The sequence below is a fragment of the Streptomyces sp. NPDC015139 genome (assembly GCF_043079785.1).
In the GTDB taxonomy this organism is placed as follows: domain Bacteria; phylum Actinomycetota; class Actinomycetes; order Streptomycetales; family Streptomycetaceae; genus Streptomyces; species Streptomyces albidocamelliae.
On record NZ_JBIBUW010000013.1, the window covers coordinates 1 to 18,961 of the forward strand.

The 18,961-nt window shown below is 70.3% G+C and carries 14 protein-coding genes and 2 pseudogenes; 5 read left to right on the plus strand and 11 right to left on the minus strand.

Going from position 1 to position 18,961, the window contains the following annotated elements; genetic code table 11:
• Window positions 1–144 precede the first annotated feature (144 nt).
• Together ACF08B_RS29855 and ACF08B_RS29860 are read right to left on the minus strand one after the other, a co-directional pair.
• The gene (locus tag ACF08B_RS29855; protein ID WP_392320459.1) at window positions 145–525 is read right to left on the minus strand and encodes a CPCC family cysteine-rich protein; all 381 of its coding nucleotides are present in this window, start codon (window positions 523–525) and stop codon (window positions 145–147) included.
• 399 nt (window positions 526–924) lie between these two features.
• Window positions 925–1,638, minus strand: a complete 714-nt coding sequence (locus tag ACF08B_RS29860; protein WP_392320258.1) for a GNAT family N-acetyltransferase — start codon at window positions 1,636–1,638, stop codon at window positions 925–927.
• A 924-nt stretch (window positions 1,639–2,562) separates the two neighbouring features.
• Here ACF08B_RS29860 and ACF08B_RS29865 point away from each other — a divergent pair.
• A complete protein-coding gene (locus ACF08B_RS29865) occupies window positions 2,563–4,425 on the plus strand; it encodes an ABC transporter ATP-binding protein (RefSeq protein ID WP_392320460.1) in 1,863 nt (620 codons plus the stop codon).
• A gap of 95 nt (window positions 4,426–4,520) precedes the next feature.
• A complete protein-coding gene (locus ACF08B_RS29870; RefSeq protein WP_392320259.1) occupies window positions 4,521–6,005 on the plus strand; it encodes an NUDIX domain-containing protein in 1,485 nt (494 codons plus the stop codon).
• A 440-nt stretch (window positions 6,006–6,445) separates the two neighbouring features.
• Here ACF08B_RS29870 and ACF08B_RS29875 read toward each other — a convergent pair whose 3' ends face one another.
• The 4 genes and pseudogenes from ACF08B_RS29875 to ACF08B_RS29890 form a co-directional block, all read right to left on the minus strand.
• Window positions 6,446–8,185 (minus strand): serine/threonine-protein kinase, encoded by a 1,740-nt coding sequence (locus ACF08B_RS29875; RefSeq protein WP_392320260.1) that lies wholly within the window; start codon window positions 8,183–8,185, stop codon window positions 6,446–6,448.
• 163 nt (window positions 8,186–8,348) lie between these two features.
• A pseudogene (locus tag ACF08B_RS29880) lies at window positions 8,349–8,531 on the minus strand (2,3-diaminopropionate biosynthesis protein SbnB); the annotation flags it as partial.
• Window positions 8,532–8,743: 212 nt separating this feature from the next.
• Window positions 8,744–10,711: pseudogene (locus ACF08B_RS29885) on the minus strand (acyl-CoA dehydrogenase).
• Between the two features lie 209 nt (window positions 10,712–10,920).
• Complete coding sequence (locus ACF08B_RS29890) at window positions 10,921–11,337, minus strand: hypothetical protein (protein WP_392320261.1); 417 nt, start codon at window positions 11,335–11,337, stop codon at window positions 10,921–10,923.
• A gap of 249 nt (window positions 11,338–11,586) precedes the next feature.
• On the opposite strand from ACF08B_RS29890, the gene ACF08B_RS29895 reads away from it, so the two are divergent.
• On the plus strand, window positions 11,587–12,258 hold the full coding sequence (locus tag ACF08B_RS29895; protein ID WP_392320262.1) for an alpha/beta fold hydrolase: 672 nt from the start codon (window positions 11,587–11,589) through the stop codon (window positions 12,256–12,258).
• A 706-nt stretch (window positions 12,259–12,964) separates the two neighbouring features.
• Complete coding sequence (locus tag ACF08B_RS29900; protein WP_392320263.1) at window positions 12,965–13,432, plus strand: hypothetical protein; 468 nt, start codon at window positions 12,965–12,967, stop codon at window positions 13,430–13,432.
• Window positions 13,433–13,517: 85 nt separating this feature from the next.
• On the opposite strand, the gene ACF08B_RS29905 is transcribed toward ACF08B_RS29900, so the two are convergent.
• The 4 genes from ACF08B_RS29905 to ACF08B_RS29920 all read right to left on the minus strand — a co-directional run bounded on the left by ACF08B_RS29905 (window position 13,518) and on the right by ACF08B_RS29920 (window position 16,300).
• Window positions 13,518–13,874, minus strand: coding sequence for a hypothetical protein (locus ACF08B_RS29905; protein ID WP_392320264.1), 357 nt, complete (start codon window positions 13,872–13,874; stop codon window positions 13,518–13,520).
• Between the two features lie 70 nt (window positions 13,875–13,944).
• Window positions 13,945–14,262 (minus strand): DUF6247 family protein, encoded by a 318-nt coding sequence (locus ACF08B_RS29910; RefSeq protein ID WP_392320265.1) that lies wholly within the window; start codon window positions 14,260–14,262, stop codon window positions 13,945–13,947.
• A gap of 191 nt (window positions 14,263–14,453) precedes the next feature.
• On the minus strand, window positions 14,454–15,584 hold the full coding sequence (locus ACF08B_RS29915) for a hypothetical protein (protein WP_392320266.1): 1,131 nt from the start codon (window positions 15,582–15,584) through the stop codon (window positions 14,454–14,456).
• 503 nt (window positions 15,585–16,087) lie between these two features.
• Window positions 16,088–16,300 carry a hypothetical protein gene (locus ACF08B_RS29920; protein WP_392320267.1) on the minus strand — a complete coding sequence of 71 codons (213 nt, stop codon included), beginning with the start codon at window positions 16,298–16,300 and terminating at the stop codon, window positions 16,088–16,090.
• Window positions 16,301–16,368: 68 nt separating this feature from the next.
• Between ACF08B_RS29920 and ACF08B_RS29925 the strand changes: the two genes are divergently transcribed.
• Window positions 16,369–16,797, plus strand: a complete 429-nt coding sequence (locus tag ACF08B_RS29925; protein WP_392320268.1) for a hypothetical protein — start codon at window positions 16,369–16,371, stop codon at window positions 16,795–16,797.
• A 941-nt stretch (window positions 16,798–17,738) separates the two neighbouring features.
• Here the strand turns inward: ACF08B_RS29925 and ACF08B_RS29930 are convergent.
• Window positions 17,739–18,419, minus strand: coding sequence for a class I SAM-dependent methyltransferase (locus ACF08B_RS29930; RefSeq protein WP_392320269.1), 681 nt, complete (start codon window positions 18,417–18,419; stop codon window positions 17,739–17,741).
• Window positions 18,420–18,961: the final 542 nt, after the last annotated feature.

The window sequence follows — 18,961 nt, forward strand, 5'->3', positions numbered from 1 at the left end:
CGGCCCAGTCCTCCACCTTCAGCACCCTCCATGATCGACAAGGGGGGTCAACTTTCGGAAGTCTCCTGGGGGTCAGTCTTCAAGAACCCGCGACACCTGCCGGCGGTTGAGGCGGACCTGTCTCGGTGAGCAAGCCGGTTTGTCTCAACCGCCACGACGCCAGGATCCGGTGTCGCGATATCGCCACCAGTACAGCACTGTGCAGTCGTCGGGCCATGGTGCCTCCTGCGTGCCCTGGGGCTCGAAGTGGTCCTGCTCCGGATCGATGGGGCGCCAGTGCGGATCCAGCGGCTCGTCTTCCCGGGGAGGTCGAACCTTGCTCACGAACCGTTCCTCGCACGCCGCGTACTCCTTGAAATTAGCCTGAGCCTCGGTCAGCGAAGGCCGGTTGGCGCCGCCGGCCCAGTCGGGCCAGCGCAGCTGCACGCGATCGTCCTCCCAGAAGCACACCGGGCAGATCTCATAGGAACCGGGCGACTCACTCAGGGTCAGATGGCCGCAGCACACGCACGGGAAGGTCAGCATCACGCCAGTCATCCTGCGCCATCAGTGGGGCAGCGTGAAAGCGACCTGAGTGGACGCGGGCATGACGACTGCTGAAGAGAGGTGGCAGAGAAACGGGGCGGGATCGGGCCCGGCCGAGGCCATCGCCCGTCGGGCCGCAAGCGGCTCGACCGCAACCCGGCGGGTGGCCGGAGGTGGGAGCCGCGTTCTCGACGCCCCCGCACACTGGCCTTGGTCTGACCAAGCCGGGCAACTCCCCCGTTGGAACGGCAATGCAGTGCGCTGCAGGAGGGGTGGGGCGCGCCGGAGCCGCGAGGCCGCCGGGTGGGACCGAGAAGCCGAGGGGGAGGTTGGCGGTGTGGGACGGCCCGCCCCCTGGTGTGGTGCTGGGGGCGGGCCGTCGAGGCGTGGGTGTGCGGGTCAGGCGATGAGTTCGCCGTCTTCGAAGTGGGCGGTGGGCGGTATGTCCCAGCCTGGCAGGAGACCGGTCACCACCGGCCCGGGAGCGCCGAGCACCGTGCGGAGCTCCACGTCGGAGGGGAGGGCTTTGACGGCGGTCATGAACGGCGGAGGCTGGGTGATTCCCAGCGCGGCGTGCGGCATGGGGATCGTGAAGTGGTGCGCGCTGGTATAGCCCAGGCGCTCGTAGAAGGGGGCGAGTTCGGGCTCGTGGATGAGGGTGGCCAGCCGGTAGCCGGTGGTGCGCGCCTTCTCCTCCGCTGCGGTGAGCAGAGTGCGGGCGATGCCCTGCCTGCGGCGGTGCGAGGTGACGGCCAGGCCGTAGATGAGGATCGCGGTGCGGCTGAGCAGCTCGGACAGTGCGGGATTGTCTTGAGTCAGGGGGTGTTCGTGGGCCCAGTCCGGGAAGGACGCGAAGACGGCGCCGACCGGCTTCGGGTTGGGGCTGCGGCGCGGCCGGGCAGTCAGGCACAGTGCGGGCCCGTGTGTGAACGGCGGCCTGAACGGCGTCAGGACGAGGAGTTGTTCGGCTCCCGGGGGCAGGCTCTCACCGGAGGTGGTCAGGGCGAGTAGAGCGAGGTAGTCGGCGTGGTCCGCTCGCTGAAGGGGCGCTACGTCTATCCGTGCAGCACGCGTCTTCGGCGAAGCGGCGGTTTGGACGGCATGGCTGGTCACAGGGCTGGTCTCCTTCAACAGCAAGGTGGCGGTGGGCCGCCTCGACCACGCCCCTGAATCGGGGGGCACGGCGGGCACGGTGACCATGACCGTCCGCACACCAAGCGCCGCAAACCACTACAAGCACGGCAGGGGGATGACCACTTGGCCGGGGCCGTCGGCCTGACGGGCGGGAGACGGCCCTGCGGCCCGCGCGCTACCCGGGCGGGCGAGACGACGGACGAGGCGGCGCCGAGCGGCGCGGAGATCAGCGCCTGCATGACCGCTGGGTGCGGTCACGCAGATGCGGCCCGGGCAGAACGCCGAACGTCGGGTGGCGCGGCGGCGCGGGCGGCGGTGTGCTGAGTGAGGACGGCAGGTGACGCGGAGGGCGTTTGAGTCGGGCAGCAGCCGCGGGCAAGGCGAGCACGAGGGCCACCCCGCTGCGGGCGGCCCACGTGCACGGGGGGGTGTCGGCCAGCTCTCGCGAATGCTCGCGTCTCGGCGACGGTCAGAGCCGGTCTGTGCTGTCCGCAATCCCCCAAGAGAGTGGCCCGACCTGATCGAACGAGTTTGAGCGGCTCCACCTCAGAGCCCACACGGCCTGAACTTGGCATGAGAACTCGCGTTCGCCGAATGCCCTCCATTGGGCCGTGACGGGACCCAATTCGCCGCGTTCTTAGAGCATCAGTGCCACATCGACGCCCAGACGGAGGACGCCATGCACCCCGCCCCCGCCCCCTTGCAGCAGCCTCCCAGAATCGAACGGCAGCCCCGCCTGCTCACGCACAGCGTTGACGGCACGCGCACCTCAGCACGCCGGGATACGGGGTGGGCAGCATGAGTGAGCCCATCAATGCATCAGCCGACACCGTTCCGGGACCGCGCACCACCACCGCACCGTCCCCCGCCGTCTCCGTCACCGCGCCTACGCCCGAGACACAGATGCGGTACGTCGACCTGACCGGCAGCCGCGAGGCGGCCGGCCGCTCGATCCGGATGCGCGACATGGCCCGCCGCCTACCGCAGTTGGTGCGCCGCTCGCTGGCCCTGGCCTGGCGCGTCGACCGGCGGGCGGCCGCCGGCCTCCTGCTGTGCCAGATGGTTGCCGGCGTGATGCAGGCCTTGGGGCTGGTCGCCATCGCCGGCACCCTGACCGCTCTGCTACGCGACGGCGACGTCTACCACCGTCTCCTTCAGGCATGGCCCTCCGTCGCCCTCCTCGCCGGGGCCGCGGGCGCGCGGGCACTCCTGGGCATCACCGTCAACTGGCTCTCCTTGCGGCTGGCCCCGCTGATGTCCCGCGAGGCCGAGCAGATGCTGCTCACCGGTTGTGTCGAGGTCGAGTTGTGCGCGTACGACGACCCCGGCTTCAACCGCGACCGCGAGGCCGCTGACCGCGGTGCCCAGGTCACCGGCGATCTGATCAACGAAGGCCAGGATCTGATCGCCTCGGCCGCCGCCTTCCTCGCTGGGGCGATCGTCCTGGCCGGCGTGCACTGGGTCCTTCTCCCCCTTCTCGTTGCCGCCAGCCTCCCGCAGGCCCTCGCCCAGGTCAGCGCCGCCCGCGTCCGCTACCTGGCCAACCTGCGCAGCAACGGCGACGACCGGATGCTGTCCGTGCTGCGCTGGCACATCTACACCAAGGACGCCGCCGACCAGATTCGCGCCGGCACCATGGCCGACTTCCTCTCCGGCCGCTATCGGGACACCGTCGCCCGGATCAACCGCGAGGACCGGGCCGCAGCCGACCAGGGCGCACGGATGTCCCTGGTCGGCGCGATGTGCGGAGGGCTGGGGTCGGCGGTGGTGTGGGCGGCGGTCGTGTGGCTGCTGGCGACCGGCCGGATCACCGTAGGACATGCCGGCACGGCGGTCTTCGCCCTGCAGACCGTCGGCATGGCGGTCCGCGGCTTGGTGGCCGTCGGCGCCCGGGCCGTGCGGACCGGGCTGTACATGGACGACTGGACCGGCTTTCTCGACAAGGCCGGCGGCTTCCGCATGCGCCGCGGCCCGCACCACCCCGCGCCGCCGCAGACGATCGAAGTCAGGGGGGCCACCCACCGCTACGCCGGCAAGGATCGCGACGCCCTGTCCGGCGTCTCCCTCACCCTGCGCCGCGGCGAGGTCACCGCGCTGGTCGGCTTCAACGGCTCGGGCAAGTCGACGCTGTCGAAGCTGGTCAGCGGCCTCTACCTGCCCACCGACGGGCAGGTGTTGTGGGACGGCGTCCCCACCGGTGACTGCGACCCGCAGGCCCTGTGGCGGCAGGTCGCTCTCGTGCCGCAGGACTACGCGCACTGGCCGCTGACTGTGCGCGAGAACGTCACCCAGGGCCAGCCCACCGCCCGGGGCGACGCGGCGGTCCGTCAGGCGTGCGAGGCGGCCGACGCCGACGAGGTCGTCGCCAAGCTTGGAGCCGGACTGGACACTCTCCTGGCCCGCGAGTGGCTCAACGGGGAGGAACTCAGCGGCGGCCAGTGGCAGCGCATCGCCCTGGCCAGGGCTTTCTTCCGCCCGGCCGGTCTGCTGGTCCTCGACGAGCCGACGGCCAACCTCGACCCCCGCGCCGAATTCCGCATCTTCCAGCGGCTGCGGACCCTCGCCCGGGACCGGGCGGTACTGCTGGTGACCCACCGCATCACCAACGTCGCCATCGCCGACCGCATCGTGGTCCTCGACGAAGGCAAGATCGTCCAGGAGGGCACCTACGCCCAGCTCAGCCAACAACCCGGTCTCTTCCAGAAGTTGCTGTCCTACCAGATCACGTCCGAGCAGGACGATGACCAGCACGAGGCCCCCGCGTGAGCCGCCCCGGCGCCACCTCCGCGCGCCCCGCTGAAGCGATCGCCCGCACCCTGGAGGACCTTCCCGCCCCTCTACCGCCGTCCCGAGGTGATGACGTGCCGCTCGCCCGCGCCCACATCCGCAAAACCGCCGAGGCGTACCTGACCCGGCATCCGCATGAGCGGGACTCCCTCGCCGGACTGACGTCCCTCCTGGACGGCGACGACGACCCGGCCGACCGTGCGACGCTCCCCAGCCACGTCACGTGCAGCGCGGCCGTCATCGACCGTGAACGGCGCGTACTGCACATCGGCCACCGGGGCACCGGGCTGCTCCTCGCCCCAGGCGGCCACATCGAAGGGGACCGCACGCTTCTGGCCGCGGCGCTACGGGAAGTGTGCGAGGAGACCGGCCTGCGTCCGAGCGACCTGTGCCTCACCCCACAGTTCCTGGGCGCCCCGATCGACATCGACGTCCACGACATCGACGCCAACCCGGCCAAGGGCGAGGGCGCACACCAGCACTTCGACTTCCGCTTCGTCTTCTACCTCGTGCCCGAGCAGCACCCCCAGCTCGCCTTGCAGGACGGAGAGGTTGCCGGCGCCCGCTGGCTCGACTTCGCCGACGTCCGCTCCAGGACTTTGCGAGCCAAGCTCCTGGACGCCCTCGACCAGGGTCTCGACGGGAGGCCGGAGCCCGTCAACGCCTCCGCGCTGATCCACGACGGCCACGGCAGATACCTCCTCCACCTGCGCGACCAGCGTGAAGGCATCTGGGCCCCTGGCACGTTCGCGCTCCTGGGTGGCGGCCGCACCCGGGACGACGTCAGCCTGGAGGCGACCCTGCGGCGGGAACTCGCCGAGGAGACACCAGGGCTGGAGCTGGAGCATCTGGCGCCCTACGCGCTGGAGGAGGCGACGAGCGTTGACGGCCTCGCGGTGCCGATCCAGGTCTTCCAGGCCCGCTGGAGCGGCAACCCGGAGACGGTGGACCTGCAAGAGGGCGTGCTGCTGCGGTGGTTCACCCCGGACATGCTCGAGCGGCTGAACCTGAGCCCGGGCCTCGGTGACCTCATCCGCCGGCACGCCGCCGAGCATCCCCCCGCCGGCAGCCCGCCGCCCCCGACCCGGCTGCTGCAAGGCGAGGCGCCGGAGGGCACCGAGCGCCACATCGTCGGTGTCCACCTCTACCTGGAGGACACCCACGGCCGGATCCTCCTCGGCCTGCGGCACCCCGACTCGGCGTATGCAGGCAACACATGGCACTTCCTGGCCGGGCACTGCGAACGCGAGGAGGCGGTCAGCTGCCTGGTCAGGGAAGCCCAGGAGGAGGCCGGGCTGGTCATCGAGCCGGACGACGTCGAGCTCGTGCACCTCGTCCACCTCGTCGACTCACCGTCCGCCCGCCCCAGAATCGGCCTCGTCTTCCGTGCCCGCACCTGGTCCGGCACCCCGGCCGTCCGGGAGCCCGACCGGTGCGTCGAGTGGCGGTTCTGGAACCCGAAGGACCTCCCGGCCGACGTCGTGCCCTACACCCGCCAGGCGATCGACGGGGTGCGCGCCGGCCGCCTGTACTCGCAGAGGGGGTGGGACAGGCAATGACGCGCCTGGACACCAGCCCGGCCGCCCCCATGGCTGGCTGGGCGCCCGGACCGGCGGCACGGCCAGCCGATACCGATCCGCTTTCGGTCGCGGTGGATCCGGCTGCCGCGCGCATGGCGATGGTCGCCGAGCGGGAGGCGAGGCACGGGCTGAGGCCGGTCCGGTGCGCGACGCGCTGCTGACGCTGCCGCGCGAGGCGCTGATGCAGCAGGCGTACGTGCGACGCAGCGCGCCGGGCGAGGAGCCGCCGCGATGGGATCTACTGGACTGCCTGGCGCCGCAGGACCGCCGCTGGGTCGCGCCGTACGGGAAACGTCCCCTGACAGGAGGCCCTGCCGCGGGACGTCCGGCTCTTCGTGCGCGTAGACACGGGCGGGCCACGGGTGTTGCCGGCCACCAGCTCCCCCCGCGAGCTCGCCCCGGTCGACCGGCCCGACGGGTCAGGAACGGTCCGCCGAGAACGTCGTGCAGTTGGGGCCGTAGACCCGGCCGTCCAGGTGATCCGGTGTCTGGGTGTCATATGAGCCTTGGAGGTTGACGGCCAGGAAGTTCGGCGGCTGCTCGATCCACCGTGTGGCCCGCAGCGTCAGCACGCCGCTCTGGAGGGTGCCCGCCATGGCGAAGGAGCCGCGCGGCACCTGCGGGTTGGACGGCGCGGGGTAGAACGCGAACACGGCGTCCACGGTGCCGTCGCCGTGGTCCTCGATGGTGAGCACCAGCCCGGTGATGCCCTGGTTGCAGACGTAACTACCGTTCCACCGACCGGAAAGGTCGGTCACGTTGGAGGCGCGGGCGGACGGGCTGTCCTCGGGCGGGGTGCTCGCGGGCGGGGTCGGGGTGTCATCGGGCGTGCCGGCCGGAGTGTACGGGCTGTCCAGCGGCGCCGGCGTGGCGGCGGGCGAGGAGGGACCGTCCAGCGGCGTCGGGCTGTCGTAGGGCGAGGACCCCGGCGAGGAGGCCCCCGAGCCGGAGCCGGACCCGCCACCGAGCACGGCGTCGGCCTGCCACGCCACGAGCCCGATCGCGACCACCCCGGCGAGAACGGAGCCGATCACGGCCGCTCGCCGTCTGCCGGTGAACGCCCGGGAGGGTTTCCCGGGCGGCCGCGGAACGGGGGTCGGTAGCACCGCGGTCGGCGTGTAGGCGGGCGGCGGGGTCGGCGGCACCGGCCGGGTCACGGTGGGCGCCTGGTGATTCCTTCCGGCGGGGTCCGGGGCCGGCGACGTGCCGCCCTGCGGACGGCCGCCCCCGGGCGGCGTCTCGGGCACCGTCGCTTCGGGGCCGCCGTCCCGGGCGCCGCGCACCTCCGCGGCCACCATCGGGGGGAGCCATGTCGCGTTCGTGAACAGGAGCGCCGTGCGTGGCGCGCCCGCCGCGTCGATCAGTTCCGACAGCAGCGCGTCCACGGTCGGCCGGTCGCCGGGCCGCTTGGCCAGACAGCGTCCGATCAGGCCGCGGATCGGGCCGGGCACCTCTTCGAGATCGGGGTCGCCGTGGACGACGCGGTACATCAGCCCCTGGGCCGAGCCCGTGCCGAAGGGGCCGGAGCCCGAAGCGGTGAACGCGAGGACCGCGCCCAGCGCGAACACGTCGCTCGCCGGGCCGACCGGCTCCCCCGTGAGCTGTTCCGGAGACATGAAGCCAGGCGTCCCGATCACCACCCCGGTGCGGGTGATCGCGCTCGCCTCGGTCGCCGTCGAGATGCCGAAGTCGATGACGCGCGGACCGTCGGCGGCGAGCAGCACGTTGGACGGCTTGAGGTCGCGGTGCACGAGCCCCGCGGCGTGGATCGCCTCCAGCGCCTCGGCGAGCCCGGCGGCAAGCGTGGTCACCGGGCCGGCCTGCCAGGCGCCATGCCGGGCGACGGCGGTGTCCAGCGAGATGCCGGGCACATAGGCGGTGGCCAGCCACGGCGGGTCCGCGTCCGGGTCGGCGTCCACCACGCCCGCCGTGAAGACGCCGTTGACCCTCCGGGCCGCGGCGACCTCCCGGGCGAACCGCTGCCGGAACTCGCGGTCCTCGGCGAGTTCGGGCCGCACGATCTTGACAGCGACGGCTCGGCCGCCCTTGGAGCGGGCCCGGTAGACCCGTCCCATACCGCCGGCACCCAACCGACCCACCACGCGGTACGGACCGACGCGATCCGGATCCCCCGCCCCCAGCGCGCGCAAAGATTCCATGTGCCCCCCAAGGCCTGCCGCGTCTCCCCACCCGGCGATCACATCATGACGTCAGCAAGCGCTTGCGAGGTTTCCGCTTTCAACAGACACCGGCCGAATCACCCCGACTCGGCGGTGTTCGAACGCAGTCGCGAGGAGTTGCGCCGGATCGGACGGATCGCCAGCCGTGCCGGCTCAGGTCGTGGAAGAAGTCCTCGACCACGTGGAATCGGCCCGCGCGGACGGTCTCGTCGTAGACGAACCTGCCGACGGCGAGGTCCAGCACTCCCGGGCCGAACGGCGAGAACACCAGCGGCCTGTCCGCTGGCGGCGTCACCGGCCCCGCCATCACGTCGGCGAGCGTGCCGGTCGGGGCACGGTACCTGGTCATGAACAGCGCGGTTGACCATCCGACTTACCGCCCGATCGGGTAGAGCCGGGGCCGGTCACCGGGCTTAGCGCGGCTTGGTGACGCTACGAAGATCACGACCCTTTCGTGATCTTCGACAGGTGTCCGTCCTGTGCGCTTCGTCCGCACCGCCTCCGCAGCCGTCGTCGTCGCGCTGCTCGTCCCTGCCGTCAGTCGGCGGGGCCGACCAGGTCCGGTGCTCGCAGGACAGGAGCCGGGACGCCCCAGGCGTCGACGAGGTCGACGGCGAGGGGGCGCACCTTGCGGCAGAGGTCGTTCACCTCGCGACTGATCGCCTTGGACCGCTGGACGGTCAGCCGGCCGTGTTCCATGAACCAGGCGCGGTCGGCTTCGATGGTCGAGAGTGCGAACAGGTCGCACAGCAGGCCCAGGGCATCCTTCTCCGTGCCTTCGGGAAGAGCCCGCACCTTGTCGACGAAGGCTTCCGTGACCAGCCGTTCGACGTGGGCCCGGGCGAGGGCGATGACGTGGTCCTGGATCAGCGAGAAGACCGCGCCGGGCTCGTCCTGCTGGATGCCGCGCTTCATGCGGCGGGCGAGGCCGGCGAGCATGTGCTCCTCGCGGAAGCGAACCATGGCGAGGTGGTACTCCGAGTCGAGGAGTCCAGCTTCCCGGTCCCATGCGTCACCGCCGGGCAGCAGGTCACGGACACGTTCGAGGAGTTTGTGGGCCGAGGTCCGCTCGATGACGGTCTCGACGGCGAGGCCGGTGACGTAACGGACCATACCGAGCTGGTCGAGGTCCTCGAACTCGGTCGCGTGGTCGGTGAGCAGGCCCTTGGCCACGAGCTGGAGGAGCACGTGGTTGTCGCCCTCGAAGGTGGTGAAGACGTCGCTGTCCCGTTTGAGGGCGGCGAAGCGGTTCCGGGCAAGGTAGCCCGCGCCGCCGCACGCCTCGCGGCACTCCTGGACGACGCGGGTGGCGTGCCAGGTGGCGAGGGCCTTGATGCCGGCGGCTCGCGACTCCAGGCGGCGCCGTGCCTGCGGGTCGTTTTCGATGCTGGAGAAGACCTCGTGCAGCTGGGCTCGTACGACGTCCTGGGCGAAGTGCAGCGCGTAGGTGCGGGCGAGGAGGGGGAGCAGCCGGCGCTGGTGGAGGCCGTAGTCGAGGAGTACCTGTTCCTCGGTGTCCCGGGACGATGTGAACTGGCGCCGCCGGTCGGCATACTTGGTGGCGACCGCCAGTGCGACCTTGGCGACGCTGACTCCGGCTCCGGCAACGCTGACTCGGCCCTGCACGAGGGTGCCGAGCATGGTGAAGAAGCGTCGGTCGGGGTTCTCTATGGCGCTCTCATAGCGACCTTCGGGGGTGACCTGGGCGAAGCGGTCGAGGAGCGCCTCCCGGGGGACGCGTACCCCGTCGAAGCGGATGCGTCCGTTGTCGACGCCGTTGAGGCCCATCTTCCGGCCGTCGTCCTCGATGGCGACACCCGGCAGGACCCGGCCGTCCTACCGTAGGGGAACGACGAAGGCATGGACTCCCTCGGTCCGGCCGTCCACCTCCAGCTGGGCGAAGACGACGGCGAGTTCGGCGTGGCGGGCGGCGTTGCCTATGTAGTCCTTGCGAGCTTGCTCGTCGGGAGTGGTGAGGACGAACTCCCGGTTCTCGGGGTCGTAGCGGGCGATGGTGCCGAGCGCCTGGACGTTGGAACCGTGCCCCACCTCGGTCATGGCGAAGCAGCCCATCAGCTCTCCGGTGACCAGGCGGGGCAGGTAGGTCTTGTGGTGATGGTCGGTGCCGAGATGCAGGATGGCTCCGCCGAAGAGCCCGAACTGGACGCCGACCTTCACGAGGACGGAGAGGTCGCCGAATGCCAGGGTCTCGAAGGCGGCGATCGACGCGCCGACGTCATCACCGCCGCCGTACGCGCCGGGGAAGCCCATGCCGGTCTGGCCGGTCGCGGCCAACTGGACGACGACATCGCGGACCCTCTCACGGAACGCGTCGATGCCGAGCGCGTCGGCCTCGTCGAGGACGGCGGCATGGGTGACCAGGTTGGTCCGGACGAGGTCCCGGATCCCGGCGTACTCGCCGTCGAGGACGGCGGTGAGGGCCGGGACGTCGATCTCGGGCTGGAGCCGGCCGCTGGCGGGGCCTGAGCTGTTCTCGGTTGCCATGGCGCTTCGCTACCCCGAGCCGCGACGATCAACCGACGCGACCCCGGAGGTGTCGGCGGTGAACGCCTTGTCTGTCCCTGCACCTGACGCCCATCAATGGCGTTACCAACCGCCGCACTCGACACTGCACCCCGCACGTGGGGCGGAGGGCCGGTCGGGCCTGGGACGGAGGTGGCATCTCCCGGGCGGGGAGGCCGTGGCCGGGCGTGTCATGCCGGAACAGGCCGGAGATGCAGGTTCCCGGGACGTCCTTCCGCGGTTTCTGCGGTGATGTTTGCACCGAGCTGAAGGGCACCCTTGAGCGTGCCCAGCTTGCGGTCGGGCGTGGGCTTCCACGACCAGGCGGCGGTCGTGGTGGCGAGGCGCTCCAAGGCGGTGTGCCAGCGAGGGCCGGGGTAGCCGCTGGCATGCACGAGGATGGCGCCGGAGTCGGCGTCGAAGATGATGGTGCCCTTGATCGGGCTGTTGCGCATGCGGGGGCTCTGTTCGAAGAACACCAGGCCGGCGGTCTGGTCTTCGTGCCGGCGCACGGACAGGGGCGGTGTCGAGTCCATGAGCGCGGCGTAGACGCCGTTCAAGGTGCCGGTGGCGGTGAGTGTCTGGTGGATGTCGTGTGCGGTGAACACGCCGGGTCCTTCACGAGTTGAGAACTTCGCCGAGCCAGGTGCTTGGCGAGTGCGGCCCCGATGCGTGGGGCGGCGGAACGGACCTTGCGCGAGGTGCGGATAAGCGGCGCAACTGACGCTTTGCCGGAGGCGGGCGGGCAGACGAGGCAACGGAGTATGCAGCTACCGAAGCGACCCAGATCCCGAAGCCGCTGGTTTCTTCCAGGGGTCACGCGGAATCAGCGTCATGTGGGCATCGTTCATGCCTGCATGACGACCTTCGTTCTCGTTCCCGGCGGCTGGCGCGGCGGCTGGTATTTCTCCGGCTTGGCCGACCGGCTGCGCACCGCCGGACATCGGGCGCTGACCGTCACCCTCACCGGTGTCGGCAACCGCGCCCACCTGAACTCTGCCAGCGTCAATCTCGACACCCACATCGACGACGTGCTCGCCGTATTCGCAATCGAGGAGGTCAGCGACGCCGTTCTCGTCGGGCACAGCTACGGCGGCATGGTGATCACCGGTGCCGCCGACCGCGCCCCTTCCGGCGTGGTGCGCCGCCTGGTCTACTGCGACGCCTATGTACCCGAGGACGGCCAGTCCTGTTGGGACCTGACCACCGATGCCTACCGCAGCCGGTTCCTGGACGGCGCGGCGGCGGACGGATACGCGGTCCAGCCGCCGTCCGGCAGCGACCCGCGCGTGACCGCACATCCACTGGCCCCTTTCCTCCAGCGGATCCGGCTGGACGCGGCCGGCCTGCGTGACATCAAGACCCGGGACTACGTCTATCTGTCCGGGTGGGACGGCACGCCCTTCACCGCCGTCCGCGACCGGCTGGCCAACGATCCAACCTGGCGCGTCCACACCCTGGACTGCGGCCACGATATCTGCAGGGATGCCCCGCAGGAGTTCTTGGAGATCCTTCTGCTGGGCGAATAGCCACGACGCGGTGCGCGGACGTCCTCATCTGCCGTGTAGTTCACGGGATGCTGGCTGAGTCGGAACAAGGTAGCGGCCGCCGAAGACTTCGTAGACGGGCGAGGAGCCTAGGCACAGTGGGCCACAACGCATGATCCGTCACCTCATCCGCGTACTGTCCTGGCGATCATGCCGCACCCAGGTCGGTGAATCCTTCACCGGCCACACCGGCAAAGTGACCGCGGTGGCCGCGTTCACCGCACCAGACGGCACCCCACGCCACGCCATCGGCGGCGACGATGGGACAGTGCGGGTTTGGGCTCCCGCCACCGGCACCCAGGACGGCCCGGCCCTGACAGGCACCGGCGGGGTGAACGTGCTCGCCGTGTTCCCCGCATCCGACGGCACCCCACGCCTGGTCCGTGGCGGCGAATACGAACCGGTGCGGATCTGGAATCCCGCTACCGCCCCCCAATACGCTGTGCGCCTCAGCGGCGACACAGGCAGGGTGACGACGCCATGGGCCCGCGTCCTGGCACCCCGAGAGGGTGTTGTGCCAGGGCTGCAGGCTAGCGCCGTCGCGGCCGTCCAGGGGCGTGACGCTCCGGGTGCTCACCCGGCCGCGAACCAAATCGAGCCACTCTCGCGGGCGCCGACTGGGAGCGTTCGCTCACAAACAGACAGGGAGCGGTAGTCGCGCGCCGACAAGGAGGGAAAATCTGAGGATATGAATACTGCGCTCACAAGCCTCGTCGCCGTCTTCGCAACACTAGCTGGCTCCACCCTCACCTTCATCTTCCAACGGCACACCGCCCGGCAGGCCGAACAGTTCACCCGAAACCAACAGCTCTGGCACGAACGGGTCGCCGCCTACAGTGCCTTCGCAGCTGCCCTCACCGACTTCCGCCGGAGTCAGAATGACCGCTGGCATTTGGAGCAGGATGACTTGAATGGTCCTCAGTTCATCAGCGCTCGTGACGAGTCCTATCAGAGGCGGGCCGACGCCACAGCAGCACTATGTCGAGTCCGCCTCATCTGCGGCGACCCTGTCCTTGGTCAGCGAGCCCAGGACGCTCTCGATGCCACGACCCAGATTCCTGCGGCGCAGGACGAAGAAGAACGCACGCGGCGGGGAGAGAAGGCCCGTCTTGCGCTTGATCAGTTTCTTTCCGACGCCTCACCTCATGTTCGCTGACCACCATATGAGTTGAGTAATCAAACTCGACCAGATCAATGAACGACGGACATGTGAGGCGGCAGGCCGGAGCGGAGGGCATCGGTCACGAAGATTCTCCGGAAGTCGTGCGGCTGTACGGCAGCGACGGACCGCCGGTCTCCTCGACCCAGATGCAGGGCTGCCCGTGGATAACACCGCCAGAGTGCGTGCCGCCAGTGCCGGTGGCGAGGTGGTCACAAGACCTAGCCGAGCCAGACAAGGTCGGGGACGTGAGCTGGCCGACTGAGGCGGAGCGGACGTCTTCGCCTTCGGGGTCGCGGCTGTCGAACGGCGGGAAGGCCCATGGGTCGCGGCCGGCGATGTCGAGCGCGTCGCGCACGATCTGCCGCGCGTGGTCGGGCAGTGCGGTCAGGACGTCGTGGGCTTTCGGGGAGAGGCGTGCGGTGAAGGCGTCACTCACGTGTGAGTCCCGAGGATGTCCTGGGCGTCTATGCCGTCGGAGTCGTCCATGCCGCTGTCCAGGAACGCGGTCACAGCGGGCAGGGCGGCAAGACGGGCCGTCCAGGTGGCGACCACGGTGTGGAGGGGGCAAGGCTGTAGCTGTGCCGGGCGTCGTCCAGGGCGGCCGCCCAGTCACGCTCGAAAGCCGGCACCCAGCTTTCGGCCCGGTTGCTGGCACGGAGTTCGGCGAGCAACTGCGCCGCCGCTGCAGGCGCTGGGGCCGACGGCGGGGCGGCGTGGTCGGGCTGGGCGCTCATGACTCCTCCAGGCGTCTCAGGGCCACGGTATCGCCGCGTACGCCAGCCCGGGAGACGCTCCAGTACCTCAGTGCCCCCGTCCGACCGCATTGCGGGCAGCTAGGCGTACGCGCTGCTCGACCTCGAATTGGTTGAGTCGCTTGGCCTGCGCGTACCGCGTCACTGCGGCTTGTGCCTGTGCTGCCGCTGCGAACCAGACCGTCCGCTGATGGCGCCGTTCGTCGTCGCCGGTCAGCTGTTCCAGCTTCCCGCGGGCATCGTCGGCCCCTGCTGAGCTGCAATCAGTGCTTGAGGGAAGGCAGCATCGTCCTCGGAATGAGCAGGGGTGCCGGTGACGGGGCTCGCGGGTGCAGGCGCGGTTTCGCTCGCCGGCGCGGCCGGCTGAGCGGGGATATGGGGCAGCGCAATCGCGGCGGTGATTGGCGTCGGCGCCGGCAGCGGGGAGGAGCCCACCTCCTGGATCGGTTTGCAGGTGGGGCGGTTGTAGCTTGCCCTGTCCGCGGAGACCGTGCCGGGCACCGGTGCAGCTGGCTGTCGTCGGCGTAGAGGTCGTCCAGGCGGTCGCGGTCGGCGTCGGTGACCCAGAAGCGGTGCTGCTTCGTGGCGGTGCGGAACTGGATGGGCACGATAAGGCCGGCGGCGGTACTGCGGACGAGGTCGTCGAAGAGGATGTCGCGGGGTGTGGGGGTGGCGTGAGCCTTCCCGCAGCGTCGCACGCCCTCAGGGCAGGGGTGCACGGCGCGGGTGTCGCAACGCCAGAAGTCCAGGGCGCGGAAGCCGGAGACGACGCGGAGGTCGCCGGTCTTGGCGATGACGTAGGCGGGGAGGTTGTTGCTGCGAATCCAGTGGCTGTCGTGGCGGTGGGCGTAGTCGGCGCGGTCGGTGTGCCAGGCGGGGGTGATCCCGTTCTTCTCTGCCTTGGCGGCGCGGGCGCGGACGCTGCGGGGGCCGTCGGTACCGACGGAGGAGAGCTGGATCTCCCAGCCGATGCGCCGTCCGTCGGCGCCCTCGATGAGGGTGTCGGTCTGGATCCAACTGCGCCCCACCCGGGTACGGACCTCGCTGTCCCCGCACCATCCTCCCTCGTGAGCGGCCCTGAGGATGCGCTCCTGGTAGGCCTTGTGCTCGTCGCTTACGGGAGCGGTGTGGCGTTCCTCGTCCTCCGCGCGCTCGTGAACGGCTTCTCGCTTGCCGTTGCGTACGCGCAGGAACATCGCAGCCTCCACGCCGGCCTCCTGGCAGACGCCCCCGCACTGCAGGTCACGCTCCCGTACGGGCACCTCGCGGGCGGCGTACATACGGTCCATGCCGTAGACCATGTCCCACAGGCCCTCGTGCTCTTCATGGCCGAGATCGTCCTGGGTCAGATCCAGGTAGATCCGAAACTTCGCATGCCAGACGATGTTGGCCACCCAGAACCGCCCTTCCCACCGCAAACACCGACACAAACGACGGTAGACGCCAGCACTGACAACACATCAGGTGCAGTGCGAAGAGCAGCCCATATCAAGCCGCACCTGCCAGCGCCTGCGCACGGAGGTATCTGGCAGCCAGGGCGAGACGGAAGCCCACAGCCGGCACTGTGCAGAGATAGGGCAGTCGTCGCCCGGGCTGGGCAATCCGGTGCGCGCCGACGCCACGGGCAAGGGGCGCTGCGGGTGTTCCTCAGCGCAGCAGTCGGCGGACGGCCCGACGCAGAGCCAGGGCGCGGCAGAGGCAGGGCAGGGCATAGGCGCCGAGGACGGGCGCGGCGACGAACGCGGCGACAGGACCCGTCCAGCAGGAAATGAGCAGCGCGCGGTGCCGAGGAGCAGCAGCAGTCCTACGGTGACGGCTAAGGCATGCTCGCTGGCCGCGTCCTGGTCGTGCATCCCGTCCTTCGAGGTGTGGGTGATCGTAGGGCGCACGGTGGTGGTCAGGGGTGCTTGTAGCCGGTGGCGAATTGGGCGCCGGCTACCCACCCGCGGCGCCCGGTGCGGGTCCCGGACTCCACCATGCCGTACCCCCACCAGACGTCCGTGGCGGCGATGTCCACCTCGTCGACGGCCGTCTGCTCCGGCGCTGGGCGAACGGCGCCACGCTGGAGCTGCTCGGTCTGCTGTAGCGGTGGTCCGTCCGGGCTGTACACCGCCCGGACGGAAGAGTCACCGACCGAGCAGAATTGCGATCATGAAGTTGCCATGAATCACTCATCACATGATCAGACATGTGATGCGCACGCTGTGCGCCGCTACCTTCGTGGCCGTTCCCCTCGCCCTGACCGTGACGCCCGCACAGGCACTGACCTCCTGTACGGTCAATGGCCGGCCCGTGTCCGGTACCACCGTCAACGGTACTGCCGGCTCCGACTACATCAGCTGCGGCGCCCTGGCCCAGGGCGACAGTGTCAACGGCTCGGGCGGGAGCGACTACATCGTCGTCAACGGCATCGTCGCCGGCACCGTCGACGGTGGCGCCGGCAACGACTTCCTCATGGCCAACGCCGGTACCTCGGTGCCCGGCAGGATCCTCGGCGGCCCAGACGGCGACTCGATCCTCGTCGGCCCCAACGCCGGCATCGTCGACGGCGGAGCCGGGACGGACTTCTGCCAAGTCGCCTCGGGGAATCCCCCCGTCAACTGCTGACCAGCGGTCCGGCCGGTGGTCCATGGCTGTGGGGGCTATATCCCGAAGAGGGCTTCGTCTTGTGGCGGGATCGGAGGGGCGAGGACATCCCGGTGGTGGGTGATCGCCATCTCGGCCCGTCCGTGGCCTCATCCCGCAGCTCGGCGATTCAGACCGCTCCTCGACTACTCGGTCCAGGGCGCCGACGGCGAGCGTCCGAAGGTCGGCGGGCAACTCCGGCAGCGGCTCCGATGGGCCGTGGTTCGAGCTCGCGCGCTCGCCGTCCGGGTGCTCTGAACCGGTGACAGGCGCGTCAATCTGGCAAAAGCCGGCCGTCTCCGTCTGGCAACGTGCGGCTTTGCATATGGCTAGTGGCGGGCGATTAGAACTCGGCGAGTGCCGGTACGCGAAGTGCCAGCCGCGCCACACCGACGAGGCGGGGGGTGTGGATGCCCGCCTCCAAGCGTTGATCCCCATCCTGCACAGGCAGACGGCCGAGCCCCCCTACGCACCGGGTAACCCTGCAGCGGAGCTTGCTCCCGCGCGGCGTGACCTGAGCAGCGCATGGTAGAGGCCCGTTGCCGCCACTAGCCCGCCGAGTCCGGCGGTGTCCCCCACGAGCGCCGCCGACCCACCGCGGGTTGGACCCACTGACCGTCAAGTCACCGCGCTGTGTGTCGGCCGCCAGCGGCCGACCACCGTCCGGTGAGGGTGTCCTCGACGCGACGACGTCAGAAGCCGGCCTGGCGGTCGGCGTGAGGACCTGGGCCCGCGATTCGGTTATCCATCAGCGATCCCTGCTTCGAGCACTGCGAGAACGCCGAGACGAGGAGCGGCTGTCCGCCATCGGCATTGCTGGGCCGAGCGTTCACCTCCACATCATTACAACGAAGGCATGCTCGTTTTCGGTGGCTCGGTCACCCAGTCTGCCCAGATGCCAGGCCTGCTGTGAGCGGAGGGGCTCAGCGCAGCCGTCGCGCACGCAGCACCAGGTCGTCGGTATGGTGCGCGCCGGCGCCGCCGTCGGGTGCCACGCGTGGTCGCTGCTCGTTCACCTCCACCTTCCAGTCGTCGGTGAGCAGGGCGGCGACCATCGAGGGCCAGACGTAGTCAGCCGGGTCGAAGCCGCTGTCGTGCGCCTGCTGGGTGTCCATCCCCGCGTGGTGCACGAGCAGCAGCACGCCGCCGGGCGCGACGGCAGCGAGCAGCGCTCGCTCGGCTGCGGCGTCGGAGGTGCGCAGCAGGGCTGGATACTGCGCGGAGACCAGGTCGAATGAGGCCGGCGGGAGCGCCGCTTCCGTCAGCGTGGCGTGTACCCAGCGAACGGCGACGCCTGCGTCCCGCGCGTGCCCGGCGGCCCGCTCCAGCGCCACGCCCGAGACCTCGAGCGCGGTAACGTCCCAGCCGCCGCGCGCGAGCCAGACGGCGTCCGCGCCCTCGCCGCAGCCGACGTCGAGCACCCGCCCGGGCGTGAGCCCGGCGACCTCGGCCACGAGCGCACCGTTGGGCCGGCCGCTCCACAACTGTTGTCGGTCGGCGTATCGGTTGTCCCACTCAGCCCGCACCGCGGGGTCCCCGACGTATCCGTCGCCAGGCAAGGAAGTGTCAGACGCGGGCGATCCCGCTGCGATGTTGTCGGTCACGGGCCCAACGTCACCATCGTGGCCCGGCCACGCGCCACTCCCGTTGCCGCTCCGGCAAAACGGTACCCAAGGAACGAGGAGCAGCCGGACGTAGGATCATTGCCCGGGCCCGTCCTGAGCGACGCGGAGAGACGGCTGAGCCGGTCAGGTGGCGCGGAGGGCGGCTCCGTAGCTGTCGGTCTGCCAAAGGGCCGCCGCGTCCACTACCGGTGCCGGCCAGACGCGGATGAGGGCGAGGTCGGTGGCGGTGTCACGGCCGAGGGCGTGTATGCGCAGCCGGTAGTCCAGGACCGTCGGAGAGCACAGCCAGATCGTCCATCAAGCCGCGGGCACGAATGAACGATGCCGAAGCCACGCGACAGACTCCCGTACTGTGCGCAAAATGCACGATAGATGTGCGCCATCTGTCCGTCTGGCCCGCTCGGTGCGGCTGCACCGCCTCGCCCGGCGGCCCCGACGACGCCCGCGTACGCACCTCACCGTCGCCCTGCCCCCGCCCACGCACCGCCCGCGCCCACGGCCTCGATTCGAGCTGGAACCGG